This is a genomic window from Stenotrophomonas sp. 86156_Sma (assembly GCF_056481625.1).
Genome location: NZ_CM151157.1, coordinates 3,520,114 through 3,546,707, shown reverse-complemented (window position 1 = coordinate 3,546,707; position 26,594 = coordinate 3,520,114). Strand labels below are relative to the sequence as shown.

The window sequence follows — 26,594 nt, the reverse complement described above, 5'->3', positions numbered from 1 at the left end:
GACCTTGCCATGAGCCGCGAACGCCGCATCGACTACGTTGAATTCGCGTCCAGCGACCCGGCTGCCAGCCGTGCCTTCTTCGAGAACGTGTTCGGCTGGTCGTTCGTCGACTACGGCAGCGACTACACGGCGTTCGACGATGGCCGCGTGCAGGGCGGCTTCTTCCGTGGCCAGCCGCAGCGGGCCAGCGACAGCGGTGCACCGCTGCTGGTGCTGTATGCCGACGCACTGGCACCGGTCGAGGCCGCCGTGCGCGACGCCGGCGGCGAGATCGTGCGCGCGGTGTTTTCCTTCCCCGGTGGCAGCCGCTTCCAGTTCGTCGAGCCCGGTGGCAACGAACTGGCGGTCTGGTCCGAACGCGATCCGGCCTGAGCGCCGCCCCATCCGCAACATCGAGGTAGCACATGCGTTATGCGCTTGGCGTCGAGTACGACGGCAGCGATTTCAGGGGCTGGCAGAACCTGGGCGAGGGTGGTCCCAGCGTGCAGGCCAGCCTCGAGCAGGCCCTGTCATCGGTGGCTGATGCGCCGCTGCAGGTGGTCTGCGCCGGCCGCACCGATGCCGGCGTGCATGGCCAGTGCCAGGTCGTGCATTTCGATACCGACGTGGTGCGCGATCCGCGCGCCTGGATGCTCGGCACCACCACCCGCCTGCCGCGCTCGATCGCAGTGCGCTGGTGCGTGCCGGTGGCAGATGATTTCCACGCCCGCTTCTCCGCGCGTGCGCGCCGCTATCGCTATCGGCTGCTCAACCGCGAGGTACGGCCGGCGCTGGACCGGCAGACCCTGAGCTGGGAGCGCCGTGCGCTGGACGAGACCCTGATGCACGCCGCCGGCCAGGCATTGCTTGGCGAGAACGACTTCAGCGCGTTCCGTTCGGTGCAGTGCCAGGCGCTGCATGCGCGGCGTGAACTGCAGTCGTTGCAGGTCAGCCGTCATGGCGAAGTGATCGAAGTCGCAGTACGTGGCAATGCATTTCTTCATCACATGGTCCGCAATATCGTCGGATCGTTGATCCTGGTGGGCAGCGGCGAAAAACCGGTGGAATGGATCGCCGAACTGCTGGCCGGGCGCGACCGCACCGTAGCTGGTCCCACCGCACCGCCGCAGGGCCTGGTGTTCCTTGGGCCCCTGTACCCCGACAACTGGCATCTGCCCGCCGAGGTCACGCTATGAGCCGTTCCTACTACCGTACGCGCATCAAGTTCTGTGGAATGACCCGTGCCGGCGACGTCCGCCTGGCCGGTGAGCTGGGCGTGGACGCAGTGGGTTTCATCTTTGCCCGCGAGAGCAGCCGCCGGGTTGCACCGGCCGAGGCCCGCGCGATGCGCCAGGCGATCGCGCCGATGGTCGACGTGGTGGCGCTGTTCCGCAACAACAGCAAGGAGGAAGTGCGCGAGGTGCTGCGTACGGTACGTCCGACCCTGCTGCAGTTCCATGGTGAGGAAGACGAAAGCTTCTGCCGCAGCTTCAATATGCCGTACCTGAAGGCGATCGCCATGGGCGGCCGTGAAGAGGTCAACGCCCGCACCCTGCAGCTGCGCTACCCCAGCGCTGCCGGCTTCCTGTTCGACAGCCACGCCCCGGGTGGCGGTGGCGGCACCGGCGTGGCGTTCGACTGGGGCCGCGTTCCGACCGGGTTGCACCGGCCGTTCCTGCTGGCCGGTGGCCTGAACCCTGAGAACGTCTACGATGCCGTGCTGGCGACGCTGCCGTGGGGCGTGGACGTCTCCAGCGGTATCGAGCTGGAGCCGGGCATCAAGGACGGCTACAAGATGCGCACCTTCGTCGAAGAAGTGCGTCGCGCGGATTGCACCGTTCTGGAGTGATCCGCGTCACCTGAGGGGTCACCCGGAATGTCATCGTCGACGGTGCATTCCGCCGTGCCGTGAAGGCGGGCGAATCCTGAATGCGATGAGTATCACGCTTTCGGGTAATTCAGGTTCCAGCGCCAAAAAGTCGACACCCCCCGAACATCTGATCGGACACAATGCGCCCAGCCTGTCTTGGCTGGGTGCGATGCCGCGTGCGTGTCGCTGGCCGCGCCCCTGAGATACGCCTTACCTTTCGAACGAGGACGCAATGGATATGCCCCATCTCTCTTCCCGCCGTATCCGCCTGGCCCGCCTGACGCTCGTGCCCAGCCTGCTGCTTGCCTTGGGCGCGTGTGCGGCCGGTGACTCATCCGCCCCGACCGCATCGGCACCGGCCGCTGCCGCACCGGCAGATGCACCTGCCACAGCACCGGCCACGGTTCCGGCGGCAGCACCGGCAGCCGACGGCCTGGCTGCGCTGATCCAGGCCAGTGGCGTGAAATGCAGCAACGCCAGTACAGGCAGCGGCTGCACGGCGGGCGATGTGGACAGCGGTGATTTCTACGATGTCGAACTGTCGCCGGACTGTGGCGACCAGGGTTTCTTCGCTGGCGTAGCCGATGCCAAGGGCGTGGAGACGTTGAGTGCGGTGCCATCCACCGGCAGCAAGGCCAGCGTGACCGCGAAGCTGTCGAAGGGGCAGCTGGTCTGCGTGCAGGGCATCGGACGCACCGGACAGAATCCGCTGTTCTATTACGTCGTTGCGGTTCCCGCTGCGACGGTCGGCAAGTGCAAGGGCAACACGTTGTGTGACACCTATGGCGACAGGCCGATCACTGGCCTGGCGACCACGGGGGCGCGAGGCCTGCCATGCGGCGGCGCCGGGACGTTACGCCGGGAACTGCGCACAGGGCTGGGTCAGTGCGGACGTGCTCGACGTGTTTTCCAACGGAATGTAATCACCGCCAGGGGAGCGGTCCAATCAACCACTGGCAAAGGAACAGCTCATGTCGGATCCAAAAATCACCCGGCTGGTCAGCAGCGTAGGTACCACGCGCACGCTGGAAATGGACGATGGCAGTGTCGTCGAACGATCAGGCGGCAGCGTCTCGTGGCGCAACAACAATCCTGGCAATCTCAAGTTTGAATTCGCCGGCAGCGCGGACAAGACGGTGACCAATCCGCGTACCCGCGAGCAGGCGCTGGAATCGGCGCAGGGGCGCTACAAGGGCGTGGTCGATCTCGACCAATGGGGCAACGCGGTTTTCGAAAGCTATGAAGCCGGCCGGGTGGCGAAGATCCAGCTGCTCGAACGCCGGTTCGGCGACAAGACCGTGGAGGAAATGCTGCCGAGCTACTCCACCAAGGATTACAGCGGCACCACCCACCACAAGGAGCAGGCGGCCACCATCTATGCCGAAGGCGATCGCCAGGGTGTCGACCTGCGCTCGAAGACCGTCGGCCAGATGAGCGTGCGCGAGCGTGAAGTGCTGGCCGACGGCATCCGACGTTTCGAGGGCTGGCAGCCGGGTGAGGTTGCCACGCAGCAGCCTCCTACGCGCACAGCGGCGGCTGCGCCCGTGCAGACCCAGACCCAACCGCAGGTACAGACGCCTTCGGCGGCGGCGCCCGCTGCGGGCCAGGCCGCGGCTGCAGTCGGCAGTGCCGCGCTCTACAACGAGGCCTATCAGCATTTCATGGCCTCAGGCCGCCAGTACGAATACGGGCGCCCGGACCATCCGCGCCCGGGTCGCGACAGCAGCCGGCTGGAGCGTGACCTCGATGGTGACGGACGCTTCGGCGTGGATTGCTCGGCGTTCGTATGGCGCGGCCTGAAGAACGCGGGTTACGACGTGCGGGGCGAGAACGCTGCGGGGTTCACTACGTCGATGCTGTTCAATGGTGCGAACACCACGGCTTACGCACGCGAGCATTTCGATGTGACCTCGGCTGCCGAAGCACGCAAACCGAACGGATCGCTGAAGCAGGGCGACATCCTGATGTTCTCCTCGTCGCAGGGCCAGCATGTCGGCATTTTCAAAGGCTACGACGCGCAGGGAAACATCCAGTTCATCGGTTCACAGGGAAGCACCGGGCCGGCCGAAGTCACCATCCGGCCGGGCGGGTACTGGGATGGCGGAAGCACCCGCATCGTTGGTGCGCTGACACCGAAGCCGGAATTCCAGGTGCGCGCGCCGCTGCACGGCAATGGCGAACCTGCGCTGTCCCGGCCAACCGCCACCGTGCAGCCGGCTGCATCACACGCGGCGGCCAGCGAGGTGATGAAGCAGGGGCAGCGTGGCGCCGACGTGCAGGCGTTGCAGCAGACTCTCAACCAGCTCGGTGTGCGTGATGCGCAGGGCCATCGGTTGTCAGAGGATGGTCGTTTTGGTGATCACACCCGCGAAGCGGTGATCGCGCTGCAGAAACAGCAGGGGCTGGTGGCCGATGGAATTGTCGGTCGCCAGACCGCTGCCGCGCTGGCGGCGGGCCGTGCGCAGGGCCATGAACCTGCAGCGGCTGTACCGAAGGGGCCGTCGCTGAACGATGCATCGCATCCGGACCACGCACTGCACAACGCCGTCCGCAGCAAGCTTCCCAGCGTGTTTTCCGAAGAGGCTGCCGCCAATATCACCCTGCATGCAAAGCAGAACGGAATCGACGCGGCCGACAAGCTGCAGAGCATCACGGTGCAGGATGGCAAGGCGTTCGTGATGGGCACGACGCCGGGCTTCCGCACCGCGGTGGACCTGGCCCAGGCGCCGCCGTCGCTGGAGCAGACCAGTGCCAAGCTGCTGGCAGATCCTTCGCACCAGCAGCAGGTGCATGAGGAGCAGCAGCGGGTCGCGATGGGCGGTCGCTGAGGCCTGTGTTGCCGGCTCCGGGCGGTGAACGCCGCCCGGGGCCTCGTCTCATTGCAGCTGTGCTGCTGCCCAGTCGGCCAGGGCGTCCACCCGTGCATCGGCCGGGCCATCCGGCCGCGCCAGCACCCAGAAGCCGCCGGTGGCGGTAAACCCCCACGGTGCGACCAGCCTGCCTGCTGCCAGATCTTCGGCCACCAGTGGCTCCGGTGCGATCGCCGGGCCCAGCCCGGCCACGGCTGCTTCCAGCAGGTAGTACAGATGTTCGAAAGCGGTGCCCAGCTGCAGCTTCGCGGTGTCCAGATCGTGCGCCTGCGCCCACGCCGGCCACGCCTGCGGCCGTGAGCTGGTGTGCAGCAGCGTTTCCTGCAGCAGCGCCGAGGGCGGTACCTGCCGCAGGCGCTGCGCGGCCGGATGCGAGGGTGCCACCACCACGCCGACCCGTTCCGGCGCCAGCTCACGCACCTGCCAGCCCCGTGGCCACGGCCCCTGCGCCAGCAGCAATACCGCATCCAGTGCCGCCTGTGCCTCGGTGAAGCTGCCATCCAGCGCTGACCATTGCAGGCGCACGCCGGGCAGGGCGGCCTGCAGCACGGGCAGGCGCGGGATCATCCAGCGCGCCAGTACGCTGCCGCTGCAGCCCAGCACCAGTGCTGGGGCCGCCGTCGGCCGGCGCAGCTCGCGCACGCAGTCTTCGATGCCGCTGAACGCCTCGCTGCACGCGGCCTGCAGTCGCGTGCCCGCAGCGGTCAGACGCAGCCCGCGGCCGGCACGCTGGAACAATGCCAGGCCGAGATGATCCTCCAGCAGCTTCAGTTGCCGGCTGACCGCGCCGTGGGTGACATGCAGGTCGTGTGCGGCGCGGCCAACGCCGCCGAGACGGGCGGTGGCCTCGAACGCACGCAGCGCATTGAGGGGAGGCAGCAGGGAACGACTCATGTGAGATTTCCTGACGATATGCGCCAGATAATATCCATTTTCCGGTCACGACCCGTGCGCTAGAGTATCCACCTGTCTCGAACCAGCGGTCGCTTCCATGTCTGCCTCCCCCATTGCCGACTACCACGCCTTCCCGGATGCCCAGGGCCACTTCGGCCGCTACGGCGGCAGCTTCGTTGCCGAAACCCTGGTCGGCCCGCTGCAGGAACTGGCCCAGGCCTATGACCAGGCCCGCCAGGACCCGGCATTCCAGGCCGCTTACGACCGCGACCTGGCCCATTACGTGGGCCGGCCGAGCCCGATCTACCACGCCCAGCGCCTGAGCGATCATGTCGGCGGTGCGCAGATCCTGCTCAAGCGCGAGGACCTGAACCACACCGGTGCGCACAAGATCAACAACACCATCGGCCAGGCGCTGCTGGCCGCGCGGATGGGCAAGAAGCGCATCATCGCCGAGACCGGTGCCGGGCAGCATGGCGTGGCCAGTGCCACCGTTGCCGCGCGCTTGGGCCTGGAATGCGTGGTGTACATGGGCGCCACCGACATCGAGCGGCAGAAGATCAACGTCTACCGAATGAAGCTGCTCGGTGCGACGGTGGTGCCGGTCACCTCCGGCTCGGCCACCCTGAAGGACGCGCTCAACGAAGCGATGCGCGATTGGGTGACCAACGTGCAGGACACCTTCTACATCATCGGCACCGTGGCTGGTCCGGATCCGTACCCGCGCATGGTGCGCGATTTCAACGCCATCGTCGGCCGCGAAGCACGCGAGCAGATGCTGGCCGAGTACGGCCGCCTGCCGGATGCGATCACCGCCTGCGTCGGCGGCGGCAGCAATGCCATCGGCCTGTTCCACGCCTTCCTCAACGATCGCCAGGTCGAGATTGTCGGCGCCGAAGCTGCCGGTGATGGCATCAGCACCGGTCGCCATGCCGCCTCCATCGCGGCGGGTCGCCCCGGCGTGCTGCACGGCAACCGCACCTATGTGCTGTGCGACGACGACGGCCAGATCATCGAGACCCACTCGGTGTCGGCCGGCCTGGACTATCCGGGCGTCGGCCCGGAGCATGCTTTCCTGGCCGATACCGGCCGTGCGCGCTACCTCGGCATCACCGATGAAGAAGCGCTGCAGGCCTTCCACCTGCTGGCGCATACCGAGGGTATCCTGCCGGCACTGGAGTCCAGCCACGCACTGGCACAGGCGATCAAGCTGGCGCGTGAGCGTCCGCGTGACCAGATCGTGCTGTGCAACCTGTCCGGCCGTGGCGACAAGGACGTGCACACCATCGCCGCGCGCGAAGGGCTGGTGCTGTGAGCGCGCTGCTGCGGAACAGCGGGGTGCTTCTGCTGGTGCTGGGCCTGGCCGCGTGCCAGCCGCCGGAACCGCCAGTGCTTGCGCCGGCCGCCAAAGCCACCGCGCAGTCCGCACAGCAGCCGGCCGCCAACGATGACCTCGACCCGATGGCGCGTACGCCGATCGTCGATCCGCCGTCTGCGGAAGAGAGCAACGGCGACAACGCCCCCGCCGTCGCCTCGGTGGCACTGGACCATGCCGGCGAAGTGCTGGTCGGCCAGCACATGGGGGACCTGAAGTCACTGGGGCCCTGGAAGGCACAGGGCGCGAAAGAGTTCTTCGAAGGCGACTGCGAGTACTACGACGGCAGGGGGTTGCCGCCGGGCGTGTCGATGATGACCGACGACGACCGCGTGGTCCGTTTTGATCTGAAGCCGGGCGACGACCTGGAATTGCCGGTTGAACAGCCCGGTCCATTCGGCCTGCGCATCGGCATGACCCGTGCCCAGGCCATGGCGCAGTTCCCGAAGCCGCCGGTATCCAGCCCGCATGCCTACGACGGTGACCAGGGCGAGTACCTCACCTGGCAGGACCCGGGTTCGGACCTGGGTATCCGCCTGGAACTGTTTGAAGGGAAGGTCACCCGGATGTACTGGGGAACCAGCGATGCGATTGAACTGATTGAAGGATGTGCCTGAAATGCCCGTATCCCGACTCGATGCCTGTTTCCTGCGTCTGCGCGAACAGCAGCGCAAGGCGCTGATTCCCTTCATCACCGCCGGTGATCCCTCGCTGGAGGCCACCGTGCCGGTCATGCACGCGCTGGTCGATGCCGGTGCCGATGTGATCGAACTGGGCGTGCCGTTCTCCGACCCGATGGCCGACGGCCCGACCATCCAGCGCAGCTCCGAGCGCGCGCTGGCGCGTGGTGCTGGCAGCCGCTACGTGCTGCAGGCCGTTGCGCAGTTCCGCGAGCGTGACGCTCAGACGCCGGTGGTGCTGATGGGCTACCTGAATCCGGTGGAGATCCATGGCTACGCGGCCTTCGCAACGGCAGCCGTGGAGGCAGGTGTGGACGGCGTGCTGCTGGTCGACCTGCCACCGGAAGAAGCCGGCGAAGCGCAGCAGGCCTTCGATGCAGCGGGCCTGGCACTGGTCCTGCTGGCGTCGCCGACTACCAGCGAGGCGCGCGCGGACAAGCTGCTGGCGCTGGCCCGTGGCTACCTCTACTACGTCAGCTTTGCCGGTGTCACCGGCGCGTCCGAGCGCCTGGACAGCGATGCCGCCAGTGCCCGCCTGCAGGCCCTGCGCGCGCGCGCTTCGGTGCCGGTGGTGGCCGGCTTCGGCATCAAGGATGCCGACAGTGCTGCGGCGATGGCCCGCCAGGCCGACGGCGTGGTGGTCGGCAGCGCGCTGGTGGCGGCGCTGGCCGAAGCGGGCTCGGCTGAAGAGGCCGCACAGCGCGCTCGAACCTTCCTGGCTCCGCTGCGGCAGGCGCTGGACCAGTAACGGTAGCGCCGGGCCATGCCCGGCGGTGCGGGGCGCAAGGGTATCCGCCGGGCATGGCCCGGCGCTACCCGCACGGCGTTGCCGCGCTAAACGTACGTCCCAGCATGGTTTTTTCCAGCTGCCCCGTGGCCGGCAAGGGGGTGCACGGGCGGGGAAAGCGGAGCTAGACTGTCCGCCTTTGCGGCCCTTGGGCCGCCCTGAACGGAAGTGTCCTCCCGCATGAGTTGGCTCAGCAAGTTGATGCCGTCCGGCATCCGCACCGACAACACCCCCAGCAAGAAGCGCAGTGTCCCCGAGGGCCTGTGGGAAAAGTGCAGCAACTGCGGCAGCGCGTTGTACCGTCCGGAACTGGAAGAGAACCTGGAGGTCTGCCCGAAGTGCGGCCACCACATGGCGATCCGCGCACGTGCGCGCCTGGCCGCCCTGTTCGACGCCGACAGCACCACCGAGATCGGTGCGCGCCTGGGCCCGACCGACCTGCTCAAGTTCAAGGACCAGAAGAAGTACAGCGAGCGCATCAAGATCGCGCAGAAGAACACCGGCGAGTACGACGCGCTGATCGCCATGCGCGGCCTGCTCAAGGGCCGTGCGCTGGTGGCCTCGTCGTTCGACTTCGCCTTCATGGGTGGCTCGATGGGCTCGGTGGTGGGTGAGCGTTTCGCGCTGGCCGCCGAAACCGCGGTCGAGATCGGTGCTCCGTACGTGTGCTTCTCGCAGAGTGGCGGTGCGCGCATGCAGGAAGGCCTGTTCTCGCTGATGCAGATGGCCAAGACCTCGGCCGCGCTGGGCAAGCTGCGTGAAGCGGGCCTGCCGTACATCTCGGTGCTGACCCACCCGACCACCGGTGGTGTGTCGGCCTCGTTCGCGATGCTGGGCGACATCAACATCGCCGAACCGCAGGCGCTGATCGGCTTCGCCGGCCCGCGCGTGATCGAGCAGACCGTGCGCGAGAAGCTGCCGGAAGGCTTCCAGCGCTCGGAGTTCCTGCTGGAGCACGGTGCCATCGACCAGATCTGCGACCGCCGCGAAATGCGCGACCGCCTGTCCGATCTGCTGGCAATGCTGGGCCGTCAGCCGGCGCCGGAGGTGGCTTGATGGGAGGCCGCAAGTACTTCGGTACTGATGGCATCCGTGGGCGGGTCGGCCAGGGCGTGATCTCGGCCGACTTCGTGCTGCGCCTGGGCAATGCCCTGGGCCGTGTCCTGGTCGCCCAGCGCGGCCAGGACGGGCGCCGGCCGATCGTGGTGATCGGCAAGGACACCCGCATTTCCGGTTACATGTTCGAAGCGGCACTGGAAGCCGGCCTGGTCGCCGCCGGCGCCGACGTACAGCTGCTGGGGCCGATGCCGACCCCGGCGGTGGCGTTCCTGACCCGCACGTTGGGCGTGGACGCCGGCATCGTCATCAGCGCCTCGCACAACCCGCATTACGACAACGGCATCAAGTTCTTCTCGGCTCAGGGCGAGAAGCTCGACGATGCCACCGAACTTGCCCTGGAAGCGGCGCTGGACGTTCCGTTCACCACCGCCGAATCGGAGAAGCTGGGCAAGGCATCGCGTGCGCGTGAAGCGGTCGGCCGCTACATCGAGTTCTGCAAGGCCAGCGTGCCGCGCGCGTTCGACCTGCGTGGCGTGCGCCTGGTGCTGGATTGCGCACACGGCGCCACCTACCAGATCGCACCGCTGCTGTTCCGCGAACTGGGGGCCGAGGTGATCGGCATCGGTGCCGAGCCCAACGGCGTCAACATCAACGCCGGTGTGGGTTCCACCCATATCGACAACCTGGCGGCCAAAGTCCGCGAGACCCGTGCCGATCTCGGCATCGCGTTCGATGGTGATGGCGACCGTGTGCTGATGGCCGACGACCAGGGCAACCCGGTCGACGGTGACGACCTGCTGTACATCCTGGCCCGCGCCTGGAAGGACGAAGGCCGCCTGCGCGGCCCGGTGGTCGGCACGCTGATGAGCAACTACGGCGTGGAGAAAGCTTTCGCCGATCTGCAGATACCGTTCGTGCGCAGCAACGTTGGTGACCGCTACGTGCACCAGGCATTGGTCGAAGGCGGCGGTGTACTCGGTGGGGAAGCGTCGGGCCATCTGCTGTGCCTGGACCGGGCCACCACCGGTGATGGCATCGTCAGCGCTCTGCAGGTGCTGGTCGCGCTGCGCAACAGTGAGCAGACCCTGCGCCAGGCACTGAAGGGCCTGGTGCGGGTGCCGCAGAAGACCGTCAACGTGCGTCTGGGCAATGTCTCGGCCAAGGCCACGGTGCAGTCTGAAAGCGTGCAGTCCGCGCTGGCCGTGGCGCAGCAGGCCGTAGCCGGCCGTGGCCGCGCGTTCCTGCGGCCGTCCGGTACCGAGCCGGTGGTTCGGGTCACCGTGGAAGCCGATGACGCCACGCTGATGCAGCAGACGCTGGACCGCTTGTCCGCTGCGGTGCGTGAAGCCGCCAGCTGAGGCGACTGCACATCCGTACAAAGAAAACGCCCCGGAATTCCGGGGCGTTTTCTTTTGCGGCGGCGGGGGGATGGCGTGTTCAGGGCCCCGGCACCATCTTCTTCTGGCGTGCCTTGAACCCATTGAACAGCGGCGCGATCAGCGGGTTGTAACTCAGGCGGATGCGCTTGCGCAGCCAGTTGGCCGGGCGGTTGCGGATCGCGAAACGATAGATGCGTTCCGGGTCGCCACCGATCACGTTGCGGCCGAACGGGTGGGTGGTGTGCAGGTAGCGGAAGCCCTGCTCGCGCGCCACTTCGATGTGATCCTGGTCGAAATCACCGTACGGCCAGCACAAGGTATCGGACACGTCGCCAAGCTTGTCCTGCAGGACTTCGCGCGAGATCGCCAGATCCCGGCTCAGGCCCGCGCGGCGCTGCGCACGGTCCAGATCGTCACGGCGCAACCAGCGGGTGTGGGTATGGGTGTGGCAATGCACTTCGAAGGTGCCGGCGGCGATGGCTGCACGTGCTTCGCTCCAGCGCATCATCACATCGTCACTGCGGTCCTGCTCGTAGATCGCCGCTTCGCAGCCGCGATGGTCCGGCGTCGAAGGCAGCGTCGCTCCGGCAATGCCGGCATGCGGACGTTCCGGGCCTTCGCCCATCCAGCCGGTGACCACGAACACCACGGCATGCATGCCGTACTTCTGCAGGATCGGATGGGCATACACCCAGTTGTCCAGGTAGCCATCGTCGAAGGTGATGACGATCGACTTGCGCGGCACCGGCTTGCCGGCCAGGAAGCCGGCGTACTGGTCCAGCGTCAGTGAGGTCCAGCCATTGCCTGCCAGCCACGCGATCTGGCTTTCGAAGTTTTCCGGCGACACGGTGATCATGCCCGGCGAGGGGCTGACATGGTGGTGCATCAGCACCGGAACGGTTCGCGCATCAGCCATGTCCCAGCTCCTTCAGCCACTGGTGGTAGTAGTGTTCGGTGGCTTCACCGTGGCCGTCCGGCGTGAAGCGGTGCGCGCCGTGCATCCAGTCCCAGCCAGCGCGGCCCATCTGCCGCCGCCGTTCCGGGTCGTCCACCAGCAGGCGCAAGGCACCTGTCAGGGCGGCATTGTCTCCCAAACGGGTGAGGATCGCATTGCTGCCATCGATCACCATCTCCGGCACGCCACCCACCCGCGTGGCTACGATCGGTACGCCCACATAAGCCGCTTCCAGGAACACGGTGCCGGCCGCTTCCTTGTGCGAGGCCAGCGCGAAGATGTCGAAGCCGGCCATCAGCCGGCAGGCTCCATCGCGGTAGCCGAGCAGGTGCACCTGGCGCTGCAGGCCGTGCTCGGCGCACATCGCCTGCAGTCGTTCCGTCACGGCCTGGCCATCACCGACGATCACCAGGTGCAGGTCCGGGTTGGCCTTGCACAACGGGATCATCGCCTGCAGCAGGTCGGCATGGCCCTTGGGCTCGCGCAGTACCGCCACGCAGCCGACCACGATGTCCTGTTCGCCGAAACCGAGCTCGGCACGCACCTGCGCGCGCGCGTCCTGCAGGCACTGCCAGGGATCGGCCTTGCGGATCTCGCTCCAGCGCGGCGGAACCGCAATCGGCGGCACGATGCCGATGCGCTCGGCCGGAATGCCACGGTCGGCCAGCAGCTGCTTGACGAAACTGCTGACGGTCAAAACCCGGTGCGGAAGCCCGGTATAGGTCAGCAGCGAATTGACCGGGCTCATCAGGTGGCGCGAGCGCACCACCAGCGGCGTGCCGCCCAGGCGTGCACCGGCGGCGGCGATCAGCGCATCGCGGCGGCTGGTGGTGTTGACCACGTCGTAGCGTTCGCGACGCACCAGTCGCGATACCGACCACACGCCGCGCAGCAGGCGCCCCAGGCCTCCCATGCGCAGCGTATGCACGGTGAAACCGTCGTCGCGTGCCAGTGTGGCCAGGCGCGCATCGGGCTGGCACAGCAACGACACTTCATGGCCACGCGCGCGCATCACCTGCATGTGCCGGAAGATGTAGATCTCCTGCCCGCCCATTCCCTTGGCGGCTTCGGTATGCAGGATGCGCAGCGGACGGTTCATGCAGGATCGGTCCTTGAAGTTCAGCGGTTGCGGAAGCGGGTCAGCGCTTCCCATGCGGAGCGGATGGCGGCGCCGTCCGGTGCCTGCTGCGGCAGCGGACGGTAGTGCCGGTCGAGCGCGGTGGCGTTGCCGAACTTGTCGAACACGTAGATGGCATCGCCATGGCGTACCGCGCGCTGCGACCAGCTCTCCACCACCAGCGCACGTTCGCTGGTGGTGGGCGCGGCCAGCAGGTCCTGGCCAGTACTGAAGTCGCTCAGGGCGTTCTCGCAGCCCAGTGCGTGGCGCATCAATGTCGGCACCCAGTCCTCATGCGAACTGGTGCGCATCTCATGGCCGCTGGCCTGGCCTGGCCAGTGCAGCACGAACGGCACCTGCAGCTGGTAGTCGGAGAAGTTGCCGTTGTGGCCCCAGTAGTTCAGCTTGAGGTCGTTGAACTCTTCGGCATGGTCACCGGTGACCAGCACGATGGTGTTCTCGGCCAGGCCTTGTGCGCGAAGGTCGTCCAGCAGCGAGCCGACCAGGCTGTCGGCGTAGTGCACGGCGGTGCGGTAGCGGTTGAGCTCCGGCGTCGGGTCGTGGTCCGGGCCGAAGGACAGGAAGTCGATCTCCTTGGCCATCGGCGTGGCCACCGGCGGGTAGCTGGCGGGCAGGTGGTAGCCGGCGTGGGTGGAGTCGAGGAACACGAAGCCGAACCACGGGTGCTGCGCGGCCTGGCTGGTGCGGATGTCGTTCTGCAGCGCGGTGACGATGGCTGCGTCACGCTTGTCGGGTGTCAGGGCGGAGGGGCCCTGGTGCAGCTGGTCGCGTACGTCGGCGAAGGCGGTGCGGTCGAACTCCGGGCTGTACAGCGGCGCGCTGCCGTACAGGTGCAGGTCGTAGCCCTGCTGGCCCAGCACCTGGAACAGCTGCGAGCCGCGCTGTTCGTCCAGCATGCTCTGCCAGTAGCCGCCGGGCAGGCCGTAGAGCAGGCCGAACAGGCCGTAGCGGGTGGCGTTGCCGGTGCTGAAATGCTGGTCGTACACGCGCGAAGCCTGTGCCAGTGCCGTCGTATTGGGCATCAGCTGCGGCGTCATGGCGTCCTGGCGCAGCGACTCCAGCACCACCATCAGCACATTCGGCCGATGTGGGTTCTGGCAGCGCAGGGGCTGCCGCGGATACAGCAGCTGCGCATGGCGCGGGTCAGGCAGGCCAGCCTGCTGTTCGCTGACAACGCCCAGTTTGCGCATGAAGCTCTTGGCGGTGATCGGCTGCGCCCAGGGCAGGTAGTTCCACTGCGCGATGACGTCGCGGTCGCCGCGGGCATCGTAGTAGGCGGTGGCGACCTGGCCCCCCCCATCAGAAGAGCGACCACCGCCCAGGCCTGCAGGACCCGGCGGCGGCGGGGCAGGGCGGGCAACAGCTTCCAGCATGCCCAGGCCAGCAGGCCTTCGGCGGCGAAGATGGCGGCGACCAGCAGTCCGGCCTGCAGCCAGGTTTTCCAGGACAACGCGACCTGGTCCTGCAGCGCGCCGCCGAACACCATGTTCACCACCATGGCATTGAGGTGGAACCGATACAGAGTGAAAACCTTCGCATCAACCAGCAGCAGGCACAGCCACAGGCCCTGCAGCAGCACGGCGCTGATGCTCAGCGTGCGCGCGCTGCGCGGCCACAGGCCCAGCAGCAGCGGCAGCAGGCCTGCGAGGGCACCGAAGGCGAGCAGATGCCCCGGCAGAGCGACGGACAGGTAAACCAGGCCGATTGCGCCACCGGGGTTGTCGGCCAGCGGTACGTTGCCGAGCGTGATCGCCATCGCCAGCAGCGCGTTGCCGGCCACGAACAGCGACCACCAGGCCAATCGGCGCCAGTGACGTGCCGGGCCGGAGGGCAGGGAGGTGTTGGCAGAAGGAGCAGCAGGGCGCATGAAGGACGGAGGCGGCAGGTGGAACAGGGGCGGGAGTCCCGGTTGTGACGGAATCGTTAATCCGCGCGCGGGTTGCGCATTGTATCGGTTTGTTTCTTCGTATCGAGTGGCGTCCCCCGGGCGATCTGTCACAATGTTCAGGTGGGCCATGAATGCGCTGGCCCTTCCAGACCCAACGACAAGCCAGGAACCGCTGTGAGCCAGATCCCCACCCTCGACATCACCCGTTTCGACAGCGACCGCGAGGCCTTCGTGGCCGAGCTGGGCGCGGCCTACCGCCAATGGGGATTCGCGGGCATCCGCAACCACGGCATCCCGCAGGCCGACATCGACGCGGCCTACGATGCCTTCAAGGCCTTCTTCGCCCTGCCGGAGGAGGTCAAGCGCAAATACCACGTGGCCGGCAGTGGCGGCGCCCGCGGCTACACCCCGTTCGGCGTGGAGACCGCCAAGGGCTCCAAGCATTTCGACCTGAAGGAGTTCTGGCACATCGGTCGCGAGATCGCCGACGACTCCAAGTACCGCGACGTGATGGCGCCGAACCTGTGGCCGACCGAGGTCGAGGGCTTCCGCGAGCGCGGTTACGGCCTGTACCAGGCGCTGGACAACCTGGGTTCGCGCGTACTGTCGGCGCTGGCCCTGCACATCGGCCTGCCGGAAGACTTCTTCGCCGACAAGACCAACTTCGGTAACTCGATCCTGCGCCCGATCCACTACCCGCCGATCACCACCGACGACATCCCGAACGTGCGCGCCGGCGCGCATGGCGACATCAACTTCATCACCCTGCTGGTCGGCGCCAGCGCCGCGGGCCTGGAAGTGCAGTCGCACGAGGGCGAGTGGGTGCCGTTCACCTCGGACGCGGACACCATCGTGGTCAACATCGGCGACATGCTGCAGCGCCTGACCAACCACGTGTATCCGTCGACCATCCACCGCGTGGTCAACCCCCCGGGCGAGCTGGCCCGCCAGCCGCGCTACTCGGTGCCGTTCTTCCTGCACCCGAACCCGGACTATCTGATCGACGTGCTGCCGTCCTGCATCACCCCGGAGAACCCGAGCCGGTACCCGGAGGCGATCACCGCCCACGGCTTCCTCGAGGAACGCCTGCGCGAGATCAAGCTGAAGTAATGAGAAGTGAGGCCGCCGAAAGGCGGCCTTTTTTTTGCAGGGCTGCGCCCTGCACCCGCAGAGGCCAAAGCCAAAGCCAAAGCGGCTCTGGGTTTCTGCTGGTTGGGCGGGGCGGTGTGGGTTGTCAGGACACGCCGTAAACCCGTCCTTGGGGGCTCGATGTCGCCATCCATGGCGCCAACGGTCCTGCCAACCCATACCGCCCCACCCCCGACAGTTTCCCGGTGACGGTGGGTAAATCGCGATTCCCGGTAGGTGTCGACCTTGGTCGACACGGTAGATCCACGCCATGCGTGGATGAGATCTGTCAGATCCAAGTGGGGTAGGGGGTTGATCTAACCGGTAGCAACCCGGATTGCAGCTTTTGCCTTTGCTCTTGCTCTTCTTTTTTCTTTCCGTGGCGGGCGGAACCGCCGGAATGTGTCAGAGGCCGGGCGGGTGGGGCTGCGCAGGGGCGTGAGCCGCATGGGCCCGAGGCATGCCTCGGGCGCGTTGGGCAGGACGCCCAACCCGGGTCTTGCTCGTGTGTGCAGGACAGCGCACACGAGCAAGCGGCGACCGAGCTTACAGGGGGGAGGGCGCTTTGCTTGCGAAGCACTGCTTCGCAAGCGCCCGAACGCACAGCCGCCAGCGGCTGGGCCGGGCCCCGGAGGGGGACTTGCAGCGCCCCCTGCGCAGTCCCACCCGCCCGGCCAAGCCCCAAATCCAACCGGGCTCTCCGCGACCAACCCAACCCCGCCCCCGCCACGAGGGGCTGCGCCGTTGGCTGAAAATCCATGTAACCGCTTACACGGAAACGGATTTTTGCCGTAACGGGTATCATGACCGGCTGACTTCACACAGGAGCCACCCGCTCATGCGCCGCAAGATCGTCGCCGGAAACTGGAAGCTGCATGGCAGCCGTCAATTCGCCAATGAACTGCTGGGGCAGGTCGCCGCCGGGCTGCCGCTGGAGGGGGTGGACGTGGTGATCCTGCCGCCGCTGCCCTACCTGGGGGAGCTGGTCGAGGACTTCGGCGAGACCGGCCTGGCCTTTGGCGCGCAGGACGTGAGCAGCAACGAGAAGGGCGCCTACACCGGCGAGGTCTGCGCGGCCATGCTGGTTGAGGTCGGCGCCCGCTATGGCCTGGTCGGCCATTCCGAGCGCCGCCAGTACCATCACGAAAGCAGCGAGCTGGTCGCGCGCAAGTTCGCCGCCGCCCAGCACGCCGGCCTGGTGCCGGTGCTGTGCGTGGGCGAGACCCTGGAGCAGCGCGAGGCCGGGCAGACCGAAGCGGTCATCGCCGGCCAGCTGGCGCCGGTGCTGGAGCTGGTCGGCGCGACCGGTTTCGCCAAGGCCGTGGTCGCCTACGAGCCGGTCTGGGCCATCGGTACCGGCCGTACCGCGACCAAGGAGCAGGCGCAGCAGGTGCACGCGTTCATCCGTGGCGAAGTCGCGCGTATCGATGCTAGAATCGCTGATTCACTGCCCATTGTTTACGGCGGTAGCGTGAAGCCCGACAATGCCGGGGAACTGTTCGCGCAGCCGGATGTCGATGGTGGGCTGGTCGGCGGCGCCTCCCTGGTGGCCGCGGACTTCCTGGCCATCGCACGGGCGGCGGCCGCGAACTAATCCTAGAAGTTTTGTCCGAGGGCGGTTTCCAATGCTGATGTTGATCCTCAATGTCGTCTACGTGCTGGTCGCTGTGGCCATGATCGCGCTGATCCTGATGCAGCGTGGCTCGGGTGCGGCGGCGGGTTCGGGCTTTGGTGCCGGTGCCTCGGGTACGGTGTTCGGTGCGCGCGGCGCCTCGAACTTCCTGTCCAAGTCGACCAAGTGGCTGGCTGTCGTGTTCTTCGGCATCAGCCTCTTCATGGCCTGGTATGCCGGTCATGGCAGCCGCCCGGCGGCCGACCAGGATCTGGGCCTGATGTCCGCACCGGCGGCAGTCGCTCCGGCGGCTCCGGCGGGTGAACTGCCGGCCGTTCCGAAGGCCGATGCGGTCCCGGCCGCCCCGGTTCCGGCCGCGAATGTGCCGGCTCAGGCGGAATCTTCGGTTTCTGGTGAAGAAAAGCCTTCGGAAGGCTCCCAGAAAGACTGAAGCCGGTTACAATACGCGGCGCATCGGGAAGATAGTCTGATGTGATCGTTTGCCCAGGTGGCGGAATTGGTAGACGCACTACCTTGAGGTGGTAGCGACGCAAGTCGTAGGGGTTCGAGTCCCCTCTTGGGCACCATTTGTAAGTAAAGCGGGTTCGTCTGGCGCGCAAGGCGCCAGGCAGATTCCCGTCCACTCCCCCATGCCAAAGCGCCTGCAGGCGCGGCGGCAGAGGCAAGAGAGAATCGCTGTGCTGGCCGAATATTTGCCGTCTCTGCTGTTTCTGATCGTTGCCACCGGTATCGGCATTACGCTGATGCTGGTTGGTCGATTCCTCGGTCCCCGCCGCCCCGATCTGGAAAAGCTGTCGCCGTACGAGTGCGGCTTCGAGGCCTTCGAAGACGCGCGCATGAAGTTCGACGTGCGCTACTACCTGATCGCGATCCAGTTCATCGTCTTCGACCTGGAAATCATCTTCATCGTGCCGTGGACCCAGGTCTTCATGGAGCTGGGTGCCCGTTCGCTCATCACCATGGGCCTGTTCGTCGGCATGCTGTTCCTCGGTTTCATTTACGTCTGGAAGAAGGGAGCGCTGGAATGGGAGTGATTCAGACTCTCGATGGCCTCATGAACAACCCCACGCCGGAAGGCCGGGTTGATGACATCCTGCGGCCGGAAGGCGACAACCCGCTGCTGGAAAAGGGCTTCGTCACCACCAGCGTCGATGCACTGCTGAACTGGGCGCGCACCGGCTCGATGTGGCCGATGACCTTCGGTCTGGCCTGCTGCGCGGTCGAGATGATGCATGCCGGCGCCGCGCGCCTGGACCTTGACCGCTACGGCGTGGTGTTCCGCCCGTCGCCGCGTCAGTCCGACGTGATGATCGTGGCCGGTACCCTGGTCAACAAGATGGCCCCGGCGCTGCGCAAGGTCTACGACCAGATGCCGGACCCGAAGTGGGTCATCTCGATGGGTAGCTGCGCCAATGGTGGCGGCTATTACCACTACTCCTATTCTGTGGTGCGCGGCTGTGATCGCGTGGTGCCGGTGGACGTCTACGTCCCGGGCTGCCCGCCGACCGCCGAGGCGCTGGTGTACGGGATCCTGCAGCTGCAGAAGAAGATCTGGCGTACACAGACCATCGCCCGCTGACCCCTTCACCTGACAAGAGCGCGCCAAGCCCCCATGGCAGAGCAAGCATCCTTCATCGACCGACTCTCCGCACGTTTCGCAGGTGCGAAGGTCATCGTGGTCGAACCCCGCGGCGAAGTGACGCTGGAAGTGCCTGCCGCCGAGTGGCACGCCACCGCCCTGGCGCTGCGTGACGAATTTGGTTTCGAGCAGGCCGTGGATCTCTGCGGCGTCGACTACCTCGGTTATGGCTCCGACGAATGGGACACCGCCGACGTGTCCTCGCAGGGCTTCAGCCGTGGCGTCGAAGGCAAGGCCCAGGGCCGTTTCGCGTGGGGCGAGTTCCCCACCGAGGAAAACGGCGCCGACGGTGCCCGCCCGCAGCACATGCCGACCCAGCGCTTCGCCGTGGTCGCCCAGCTGCGTTCGTACCAGCACAACCTGATGATGCACCTGCGCTGCTTCGCCCCTGACGAAGCGCTGCCGGTGGTGTCCTCGCTGACCGGCATCTGGCCGGGCCTGAACTGGTTCGAGCGCGAAGCGTTCGACCTGTACGGCGTGATCTTCGAAGGCCACCCGGACCTGCGCCGGATCCTGACCGACTACGGTTTCGTCGGCCATCCGTTCCGCAAGGACTTCCCGCTGATCGGCAATGTCGAAGTCCGCTACGACGAAGAAAAGAAGCGCGTGATCTACGAACCGGTCACCTCGGTGGAGCCGCGTGTCGGCGTGCCGCGCGTGATCCGCGACGACGCCCGTCTGCAGACCGCAGAAGGTGAGCGCGCGCAGGAGGCAGTGAAGTGAGCCACGTATACCAGGCCGGCGAAGCCTTCGCCAGCAACGCCGCCGAAAGCCGGCAGGAAATCCGCAACTACACCATGAACTTCGGCCCGCAGCATCCGGCCGCGCACGGTGTGCTGCGCCTGATCCTGGAAATGGACGGCGAAACCATCATGCGCGCCGACCCGCACGTGGGTCTGCTGCACCGTGGTACCGAAAAGCTGGCCGAGTCCAAGCCGTTCAACCAGTCGATCGGCTACATGGATCGCCTGGATTACGTGTCGATGATGTGCAACGAGCACGCCTACGTGCGCGCGATCGAGACCCTGATGGGCATCGAAGCGCCGGAGCGTGCGCAGTACATCCGCACCATGTACGACGAAATCACCCGCATCCTCAACCACCTGATGTGGCTGGGCTCCAACGCGCTCGACCTGGGTGCGATGGCGGTGATGCTGTATGCCTTCCGCGAGCGCGAAGAGCTGATGGACTGCTATGAAGCGGTCTCCGGCGCGCGCATGCACGCGGCGTACTACCGTCCGGGCGGTGTCTACCGCGACCTGCCGGACCACATGCCGAAGTACAAGGAATCGCGCTGGCACAAGGGCAAGGCGCTGAAGCAGCTCAATGCTTCGCGCGAAGGCTCGCTGCTGGACTTCCTGGAGAACTTCACCGTCGAGTTCCCCAAGCGCATCGACGAATACGAAACCCTGCTGACCGACAACCGTATCTGGAAGCAGCGTACCGTCGGCATCGGCGTGGTCACTCCGGAACTGGCCCACCAGTGGGGCATGACCGGCGTGATGCTGCGCGGCTCGGGCATCGCCTGGGACCTGCGCAAGAAGCGTCCGTATGCCAAGTACGATGCCGTCGATTTCGACATCCCGCTGGGCAAGGAAGGCGACTGCTACGACCGCTACCTGGTCCGCGTTGCCGAAATGCGCGAGTCCAACCGCATCATCAAGCAGTGCGTGGCGTGGCTGAAGGCCAACCCCGGCCCGGTCATGGTCAAGAACTTCAAGGTCGCTCCGCCCAAGCGCGAGGACATGAAGGACGACATGGAAGCGCTGATCCACCACTTCAAGCTGTTCAGCGAAGGCTATTGCGTGCCGGCCGGTGAAACCTACGCTGCAGTGGAAGCGCCCAAGGGCGAGTTCGGCTGCTACCTGGTTTCCGACGGCGCCAACAAGCCGTTCCGCGTGCACCTGCGTGCGCCGGGCTTCGCCCACCTGTCCTCGATCGATTCGGTCGTGCGCGGCCACATGCTGGCCGACGTGGTGGCGATGATCGGTACCTACGACCTGGTGTTCGGCGAGGTTGACCGGTAATGCCATCCGCCACGCCAACGCCCGCTGCAGGCAGCCGGCGCAAGCCGGCGCCGCAGTTTCTGGAATTTCACGTTATGCATTTCGCTGAGGTCGGCCGATGAAGGCGACAGGTAATTTCGAGGCGGCGCGCGACGTCGACCCGATGGTGGTGCTGAGCGACAAGACCCGCGCTCACATCGATCACTGGCTGTCCAAGTTCCCGCCGGACCGCAAGCGCTCTGCCGTGCTGCAGGGCCTGCATGCGGCCCAGGAGCAGAACGAGGGCTGGCTGACCGACGAACTGATCGCCGGCGTGGCCAAGTACCTCGACCTGCCGCCGGTGTGGGCCTACGAGGTCGCCAGCTTCTACTCGATGTTCGAGACCGAGAAGGTGGGCCGCAACAACGTGGCCATCTGCACCAACATCAGCTGCTGGCTCAATGGCGCCGAGGACATCGTCCGCCATTGCGAGAAGAAGCTGGGCATCAAGCACGGTGAATCGACCCCGGACGGCCGCGTCTACCTCAAGCGCGAGGAAGAGTGCCTGGCCGGTTGTGGCGGCGCGCCGATGATGGTCATCAACGGTCACTACCATGAGCGTCTGACCCTGGAAAAGGTCGACGAGCTGCTGGACGGGCTGGAGTAAGGGCATGGCACATCACCACGAATCCAAGGGTCCGGTCGGCCCCGCGCCGCTGCCGCACCAGGTGGTCTACACCACCCTGCATTACGACACCCCGTGGTCGTACGAAAGCTACCTGAAGACCGGTGGCTACGCCGCCCTGCGCAAGATCCTCGAAGAGAAGATCCCGCCGGAGCAGGTCATCGAGATGGTCAAGGCCTCGGGCCTGCGTGGCCGCGGTGGCGCAGGCTTCCCGACCGGCCTGAAGTGGTCCTTCATGCCCAAGGGCAACATGCAGAAGTACATCCTCTGCAACTCGGACGAATCCGAGCCGGGCACCTGCAAGGACCGCGACATCCTGCGCTACAACCCGCATTCGGTGGTGGAGGGCATGGCGATCGCCTGCTACGCCACCGGTTCGACCGTGGGTTACAACTACCTGCGCGGTGAGTTCCACCACGAGCCGTTCGAGCACTTCGAGCAGGCCCTGGCCGACGCCTATGCAAATGGCTGGCTGGGCAAGAACGTGATGGGCTCGGGCGTGGACATCGACATCTACGGTGCGCTGGGCGCCGGCGCGTACATCTGCGGCGAAGAAACCGCGCTGATGGAATCGCTGGAGGGCAAGAAGGGCCAGCCGCGCTACAAGCCGCCGTTCCCGGCCAACTTCGGTCTGTACGGCAAGCCGTCGACGATCAACAACACCGAAACCTATGGTTCGGTGCCGGCGATCATCCGCAACGGTCCGGAGTGGTTCAAGGGTCTGAGCCTGACCGCCAACGGCGGTCCGAAGTGCTTCTCGGTGTCCGGCTGCGTGCAGAACGGCGGCAACTTCGAAGTGCCGCTGGGCACCAAGTTCCACGACCTGCTGGAGATGGCCGGTGGCCTGCGTCCGGGCCGCACCCTCAAGGGCGCGATCCCGGGCGGCGTGTCGATGCCGGTACTGACCGCGGCCGAGCTGCAGGATCTGCCGATGGACTACGACACCATCCGTGCGCTGGGCTCCGGCCTGGGTTCGGGTGCGATCGTGGTGCTCGACGACAGTGTCTGCTGCGTCAAGTTCGCCTGCCGCATCAGCCAGTTCTTCCACAAGGAATCGTGCGGCCAGTGCACCCCGTGCCGTGAAGGCACCGGCTGGATGCACCGCGTGCTGGAGCGCATCGTCGCCGGCAAGGCCACGATGGAAGACCTGCACCAGCTGAAGGCGGTGGCCGGCCAGATCGAAGGCCACACCATCTGTGCGTTCGGTGAAGCGGCTGCATGGCCCATCCAGGGCTTCCTGCGCCAGTTCTGGGACGAATTCGAGTACTACATCGTCAACGGTCATTCGATGGTTGACGGCAAGAAGGTGGAGGCAGCCGCCGCATGAGCGCGCAACCCGTAAACCCGAACGTGCCACCGGATCACGTGACCATCGAAATCGATGGCAAGTCGCTGGTCGTGCCCAAGGGTTCGATGATCATCCAGGCGGCCGACAAGGCCGGCATTTCGATTCCGCGCTTCTGCTACCACGAGAAGCTGCCGATCGCCGCCAACTGCCGCATGTGCCTGGTGGACGTGGAAAAGTCGCCGAAGCCGGCGCCGGCCTGCGCCACCCCGGTGATGGATGGCATGAAGGTCGCCACCCGCAGCGAGAAGGCACTGAAGTTCCAGCGCTCGGTGATGGAGTTCCTGCTCATCAACCACCCGCTGGACTGCCCGATCTGCGATCAGGGCGGCGAGTGCGAGCTGCAGGACGTGTCGCTGGGCTATGGCCGTTCGGTCAGCCGCTTCAACGAGCGCAAGCGCGTGGTGCCGGACGAGGACATGGGCCCGCTGGTCGCCACCGAGATGACCCGCTGCATCCAGTGCACCCGCTGCGTCCGCTTCACCGCCGACGTTGCCGGTACCTATGAACTGGGTGGCATGTATCGCGGTGAGAACCTGCAGATCGGTACCTTCGACGGCAAGCCGCTGACCACCGAGCTGTCCGGCAACGTCGTCGACGTCTGCCCGGTCGGCGCGCTGACCAACAAGGTGTTCCAGTTCCGCGCCCGCCCGTGGGAACTGACCGCGCGCGAATCGCTGGGCTACCACGACGCGATGGGTTCGAACCTGTTCCTGCACGTGCGTCGCGGCGAAGTGCTGCGCACCGTGCCGCGCGACAACGAAGCGGTGAACGAGTGCTGGCTGTCCGACCGTGACCGCTACTCGCACCAGGGCCTCTACAGCGAAGACCGTGCGGTCAAGCCGCTGCGCAAGGTCAATGGCGAGTGGAAGGAAGTGAGCTGGGCCGAAGGCCTGGCCGCGGCCGCCGAGATCCTCAAGGCCAACCAGGGCGACAACCTGGGCGTGCTGGTGCACCCGTCCACCTCGAACGAGGAAGGCGCGCTGCTGGCCCGCCTGGCCAAGGGCCTGGGCTCGAGCAACATCGACCACCGCATCAACAACCGCGATTTCTCCGACGCCGCAACCGCCGAAGTGTTCGGCCTGCCGCTGGCCGAGATCGAAGGCGCCGACCGCATCGTCGTTCTGGGCAGCAACATCCGCCACGAACTGCCGCTGCTGCACGCCCGCCTGCGCAAGGCGCAGACCACCAACGGCGCGAAGATCCACGTCGTCAACCCGGTGGACTTCGACTTCGCCTTCAGCATCGCCGGCAAGCAGATCGTCGCGCCGTCGAAGTTCGTCGACGCGCTGGCCAACGCCGAGCTGCGTTCGGCGGTGCAGGGCGGCAACAACACCGTGCTGATCGTCGGTGGCATCGCCGAAAACCATCCGCAGGCTGCCGCGATCCGCGCCGCCGCGCGTGACTTCGCTGCTGCGACCGGTGCCAAGCTGTGCCGCATCCCGCAGGGTGCCAACGCTGTTGGCCTGACCCGCGCAGGCGTGCTGCCGGCCGGCAAGGACGTCGCCGCGATGCTGGCGCAGCCGCGCCAGGCGTACGTGGTCTACGGCCTGGAGCCGGGCCTGGACTTCGCCGACGCTCCCGCCGCGCGCAAGGCGCTGGTCGGCGCCAAGGTGGTGGCCTTCAGCCAGTTCGCCTGCGTCTCCACCCGCGACGTTGCCGACGTGATCCTGCCGATCGGTGCGCTGCCGGAAATCGACGCCACCCTGACCAACCTCGATGGTCGCGAGCAGTCGGCGCGTGCCGGCGGCAAGCTGCCGGGCGAGGCCCGTGAGGGCTGGCGCGTGCTGCGCGCCCTGGGCGGTGAGCTGGCGGTAGCCGGTTTCGACTTCACCGACCTGGCCGGCCTGCGCGCCAGCCTGGCCCCGGTGTCGGTCGCCGTTGCCGCCTCGGCACAGCCGGTGGTTGCCGGCGAAGGCCTGGAAGTGGCTTCGACCGCCGCGATCTACCGCACCGATGCGGTGGTCCGTCGCGCCCCGGCGCTGCAGTCGCATCCGCTCAACAACGCCCCGCGCATCGTGCTGAACGCTGAAGATGCCGCTCGCCTGCAGCTGCAGGAAGGGCAGATGGCCAAGGTCGGCACCGATGCCGGCAAGGCCACCCTGCCGGTGGTGATCGACGCCCGCGTCGCTGCGGGTTCGGTCTGGATTGAATCGGGCCACGGCGCGACCGCGCCGCTGGGTGCCGCTCGCGTAACGGTGGTGGCTGCATGAACGAATTGCTGTTGAACGCGGTCGACCCGCTGCACCAGTGGCTGCTTGGCCTTGGTGACATCGGCGCGCTGATCTGGATCATCCTGAAGATCCTGGTGATCACCGTTCCGGTGATCATCTCGGTGGCCTTCTACGTGGTCTGGGAACGCAAGCTGATCGGCTGGATGCACGTCCGCCACGGCCCGATGTACGTGGGCATGGGCATCTTCCAGGCCTTCGCCGACGTCTTCAAGCTGCTGTTCAAGGAAGTGGTCCAGCCGAGCAGCGCCAACAAGGCGATCTACCTGCTGGCACCGCTGATCACCCTGGCCCCGGCCTTCGCGGCCTGGTCGGTGGTCCCCTTCGATTCGCAGATCGTGCTGTCCAATGCCAACGCCGGCCTGCTGTACCTGCTGGCGATGACCTCGCTGGGCATCTACGGCATCATCCTGGCCGGTTGGGCGTCCAACTCGAAGTACGCGTTCCTGGGTGCCATGCGCGCCTCGGCGCAGATGATCAGCTACGAAATCGCCATGGGCTTCGCCCTGGTCGGCGTGATGATCGCGTCGGGCAGCCTGAACCTGAGCAACATCGTGATGGCGCAGGCCGGCAATTCCGGTTTCTTCGACTGGTTCCTGCTGCCGCTGTTCCCGCTGTTCGTCATCTACTGGGTGTCGGGCGTTGCCGAAACCAACCGCGCGCCGTTCGACGTGGTGGAAGGTGAATCGGAAATCGTCGCTGGCCACATGGTCGAGTACTCGGGCGGTGCGTTCGCGCTGTTCTTCCTGGCCGAATACGCCAACATGATCCTGATCAGCTTCCTGATCTCGATCTTCTTCCTCGGCGGCTGGCTGAGCCCCATCCAGGGCTGGGTCAACTTCGGCGACGTCTCGCCGCTGGTCGACTGGATCTGGAAGGGCGGTGCACCGTGGCTGTTCGTCAAGGTGTTCTTCTTCGCCAGTGCCTACATCTGGTTCCGTGCCAGCTTCCCGCGCTTCCGCTATGACCAGATCATGCGCCTGGGCTGGAAGGTCTTCATCCCGCTGGCCATTCTGTGGATCGCGGTTACCGCCGTCATGGTGTTCTTCGGCGTGATTCAAAAGGGCGTCTAAG

At 66.4% G+C, this 26,594-nt stretch carries 23 protein-coding genes, 1 tRNA gene and 2 pseudogenes; 22 read left to right on the top strand and 4 right to left on the bottom strand.

What is annotated here, in order from left to right:
• Positions 1-9: 9 nt before the first annotated feature.
• The 5 genes and pseudogenes from ACZK33_RS16530 (at position 10) to ACZK33_RS16510 (ending at position 4,677) form a co-directional block, all read left to right on the top strand.
• Entirely contained in the window at positions 10-372 is a 363-nt protein-coding gene (locus ACZK33_RS16530) for a VOC family protein (protein WP_423173777.1), read from the top strand.
• Between the two features lie 32 nt (positions 373-404).
• Complete coding sequence (gene truA / locus ACZK33_RS16525; RefSeq protein ID WP_049398724.1) at positions 405-1,175, top strand: tRNA pseudouridine(38-40) synthase TruA; 771 nt, start codon at positions 405-407, stop codon at positions 1,173-1,175.
• A complete protein-coding gene (locus ACZK33_RS16520) occupies positions 1,172-1,828 on the top strand; it encodes a phosphoribosylanthranilate isomerase (RefSeq protein WP_019660598.1) in 657 nt (218 codons plus the stop codon). The genes truA and ACZK33_RS16520 overlap by 4 nt, the downstream gene beginning before the upstream one ends.
• Positions 1,829-2,453: 625 nt before the next feature.
• A pseudogene (locus ACZK33_RS16515) lies at positions 2,454-2,772 on the top strand (hypothetical protein).
• Positions 2,773-2,820: 48 nt separating this feature from the next.
• Positions 2,821-4,677 carry a C40 family peptidase gene (locus ACZK33_RS16510; protein ID WP_423173778.1) on the top strand — a complete coding sequence of 619 codons (1,857 nt, stop codon included), beginning with the start codon at positions 2,821-2,823 and terminating at the stop codon, positions 4,675-4,677.
• Between the two features lie 48 nt (positions 4,678-4,725).
• On the opposite strand, the gene ACZK33_RS16505 is transcribed toward ACZK33_RS16510, so the two are convergent.
• Entirely contained in the window at positions 4,726-5,613 is an 888-nt protein-coding gene (locus ACZK33_RS16505; RefSeq protein ID WP_329810636.1) for a LysR family transcriptional regulator, read from the bottom strand.
• Between the two features lie 97 nt (positions 5,614-5,710).
• Between ACZK33_RS16505 and trpB the strand changes: the two genes are divergently transcribed.
• From trpB to glmM, 5 genes are all read left to right on the top strand, one after another.
• Positions 5,711-6,928 (top strand): tryptophan synthase subunit beta, encoded by a 1,218-nt coding sequence (trpB, locus tag ACZK33_RS16500; protein ID WP_014647880.1) that lies wholly within the window; start codon positions 5,711-5,713, stop codon positions 6,926-6,928.
• A complete protein-coding gene (locus ACZK33_RS16495) occupies positions 6,925-7,605 on the top strand; it encodes a hypothetical protein (RefSeq protein WP_423173779.1) in 681 nt (226 codons plus the stop codon). The genes trpB and ACZK33_RS16495 overlap by 4 nt, the downstream gene beginning before the upstream one ends.
• Before the next feature lies 1 nt (position 7,606).
• Positions 7,607-8,416, top strand: a complete 810-nt coding sequence (gene trpA, locus ACZK33_RS16490; protein WP_478453604.1) for a tryptophan synthase subunit alpha — start codon at positions 7,607-7,609, stop codon at positions 8,414-8,416.
• A gap of 219 nt (positions 8,417-8,635) precedes the next feature.
• Complete coding sequence (gene accD, locus ACZK33_RS16485; RefSeq protein WP_005410473.1) at positions 8,636-9,511, top strand: acetyl-CoA carboxylase, carboxyltransferase subunit beta; 876 nt, start codon at positions 8,636-8,638, stop codon at positions 9,509-9,511.
• Positions 9,511-10,872, top strand: a complete 1,362-nt coding sequence (gene glmM / locus ACZK33_RS16480) for a phosphoglucosamine mutase (RefSeq protein WP_423173780.1) — start codon at positions 9,511-9,513, stop codon at positions 10,870-10,872. The genes accD and glmM overlap by 1 nt, the downstream gene beginning before the upstream one ends.
• Positions 10,873-10,951: 79 nt before the next feature.
• Here the strand turns inward: glmM and ACZK33_RS16475 are convergent, their stop codons facing one another.
• From ACZK33_RS16475 to ACZK33_RS16465, 3 genes and pseudogenes are all read right to left on the bottom strand, one after another.
• Positions 10,952-11,809: a polysaccharide deacetylase family protein gene (locus ACZK33_RS16475; RefSeq protein ID WP_032128254.1), complete on the bottom strand. Its 858-nt coding sequence runs from the start codon at positions 11,807-11,809 to the stop codon at positions 10,952-10,954.
• Positions 11,802-12,947: a glycosyltransferase family 4 protein gene (locus ACZK33_RS16470; protein WP_423173781.1), complete on the bottom strand. Its 1,146-nt coding sequence runs from the start codon at positions 12,945-12,947 to the stop codon at positions 11,802-11,804. The genes ACZK33_RS16475 and ACZK33_RS16470 overlap by 8 nt, the downstream gene beginning before the upstream one ends.
• A 20-nt stretch (positions 12,948-12,967) precedes the next feature.
• A pseudogene (locus ACZK33_RS16465) lies at positions 12,968-14,853 on the bottom strand (DUF3413 domain-containing protein).
• Positions 14,854-15,048: 195 nt separating this feature from the next.
• Between ACZK33_RS16465 and ACZK33_RS16460 the strand changes: the two are divergent.
• The 12 genes from ACZK33_RS16460 (at position 15,049) to nuoH (ending at position 26,593) form a co-directional block, all read left to right on the top strand.
• The gene (locus ACZK33_RS16460; RefSeq protein ID WP_032128257.1) at positions 15,049-15,984 is read left to right on the top strand and encodes an isopenicillin N synthase family dioxygenase; all 936 of its coding nucleotides are present in this window, start codon (positions 15,049-15,051) and stop codon (positions 15,982-15,984) included.
• An 856-nt stretch (positions 15,985-16,840) separates the two neighbouring features.
• On the top strand, positions 16,841-17,596 hold the full coding sequence (gene tpiA / locus ACZK33_RS16455) for a triose-phosphate isomerase (RefSeq protein WP_423173783.1): 756 nt from the start codon (positions 16,841-16,843) through the stop codon (positions 17,594-17,596).
• A 31-nt stretch (positions 17,597-17,627) separates the two neighbouring features.
• Positions 17,628-18,065: a preprotein translocase subunit SecG gene (gene secG, locus ACZK33_RS16450; RefSeq protein WP_010486424.1), complete on the top strand. Its 438-nt coding sequence runs from the start codon at positions 17,628-17,630 to the stop codon at positions 18,063-18,065.
• 51 nt (positions 18,066-18,116) lie between these two features.
• Positions 18,117-18,201: transfer RNA gene (locus tag ACZK33_RS16445), tRNA-Leu, on the top strand.
• A 111-nt stretch (positions 18,202-18,312) separates the two neighbouring features.
• Positions 18,313-18,669 carry an NADH-quinone oxidoreductase subunit A gene (locus ACZK33_RS16440; RefSeq protein WP_008265012.1) on the top strand — a complete coding sequence of 119 codons (357 nt, stop codon included), beginning with the start codon at positions 18,313-18,315 and terminating at the stop codon, positions 18,667-18,669.
• Positions 18,660-19,214 (top strand): NuoB/complex I 20 kDa subunit family protein, encoded by a 555-nt coding sequence (locus tag ACZK33_RS16435; protein WP_005410463.1) that lies wholly within the window; start codon positions 18,660-18,662, stop codon positions 19,212-19,214. The genes ACZK33_RS16440 and ACZK33_RS16435 overlap by 10 nt, the downstream gene beginning before the upstream one ends.
• Before the next feature lie 33 nt (positions 19,215-19,247).
• Positions 19,248-19,997 carry an NADH-quinone oxidoreductase subunit C gene (locus ACZK33_RS16430; RefSeq protein WP_005410462.1) on the top strand — a complete coding sequence of 250 codons (750 nt, stop codon included), beginning with the start codon at positions 19,248-19,250 and terminating at the stop codon, positions 19,995-19,997.
• On the top strand, positions 19,994-21,301 hold the full coding sequence (locus tag ACZK33_RS16425) for an NADH-quinone oxidoreductase subunit D (protein WP_423173784.1): 1,308 nt from the start codon (positions 19,994-19,996) through the stop codon (positions 21,299-21,301). The genes ACZK33_RS16430 and ACZK33_RS16425 overlap by 4 nt, the downstream gene beginning before the upstream one ends.
• 97 nt (positions 21,302-21,398) lie before the next feature.
• Positions 21,399-21,926 (top strand): NADH-quinone oxidoreductase subunit NuoE, encoded by a 528-nt coding sequence (gene nuoE, locus ACZK33_RS16420; RefSeq protein WP_006381132.1) that lies wholly within the window; start codon positions 21,399-21,401, stop codon positions 21,924-21,926.
• Positions 21,927-21,930: 4 nt separating this feature from the next.
• Positions 21,931-23,271 carry an NADH-quinone oxidoreductase subunit NuoF gene (gene nuoF, locus ACZK33_RS16415; protein ID WP_006381131.1) on the top strand — a complete coding sequence of 447 codons (1,341 nt, stop codon included), beginning with the start codon at positions 21,931-21,933 and terminating at the stop codon, positions 23,269-23,271.
• Positions 23,268-25,502 (top strand): NADH-quinone oxidoreductase subunit NuoG, encoded by a 2,235-nt coding sequence (nuoG, locus tag ACZK33_RS16410; RefSeq protein WP_006381130.1) that lies wholly within the window; start codon positions 23,268-23,270, stop codon positions 25,500-25,502. The genes nuoF and nuoG overlap by 4 nt, the downstream gene beginning before the upstream one ends.
• Positions 25,499-26,593 (top strand): NADH-quinone oxidoreductase subunit NuoH, encoded by a 1,095-nt coding sequence (gene nuoH / locus ACZK33_RS16405; RefSeq protein ID WP_006381129.1) that lies wholly within the window; start codon positions 25,499-25,501, stop codon positions 26,591-26,593. The genes nuoG and nuoH overlap by 4 nt, the downstream gene beginning before the upstream one ends.
• Position 26,594 lies beyond the last annotated feature (1 nt).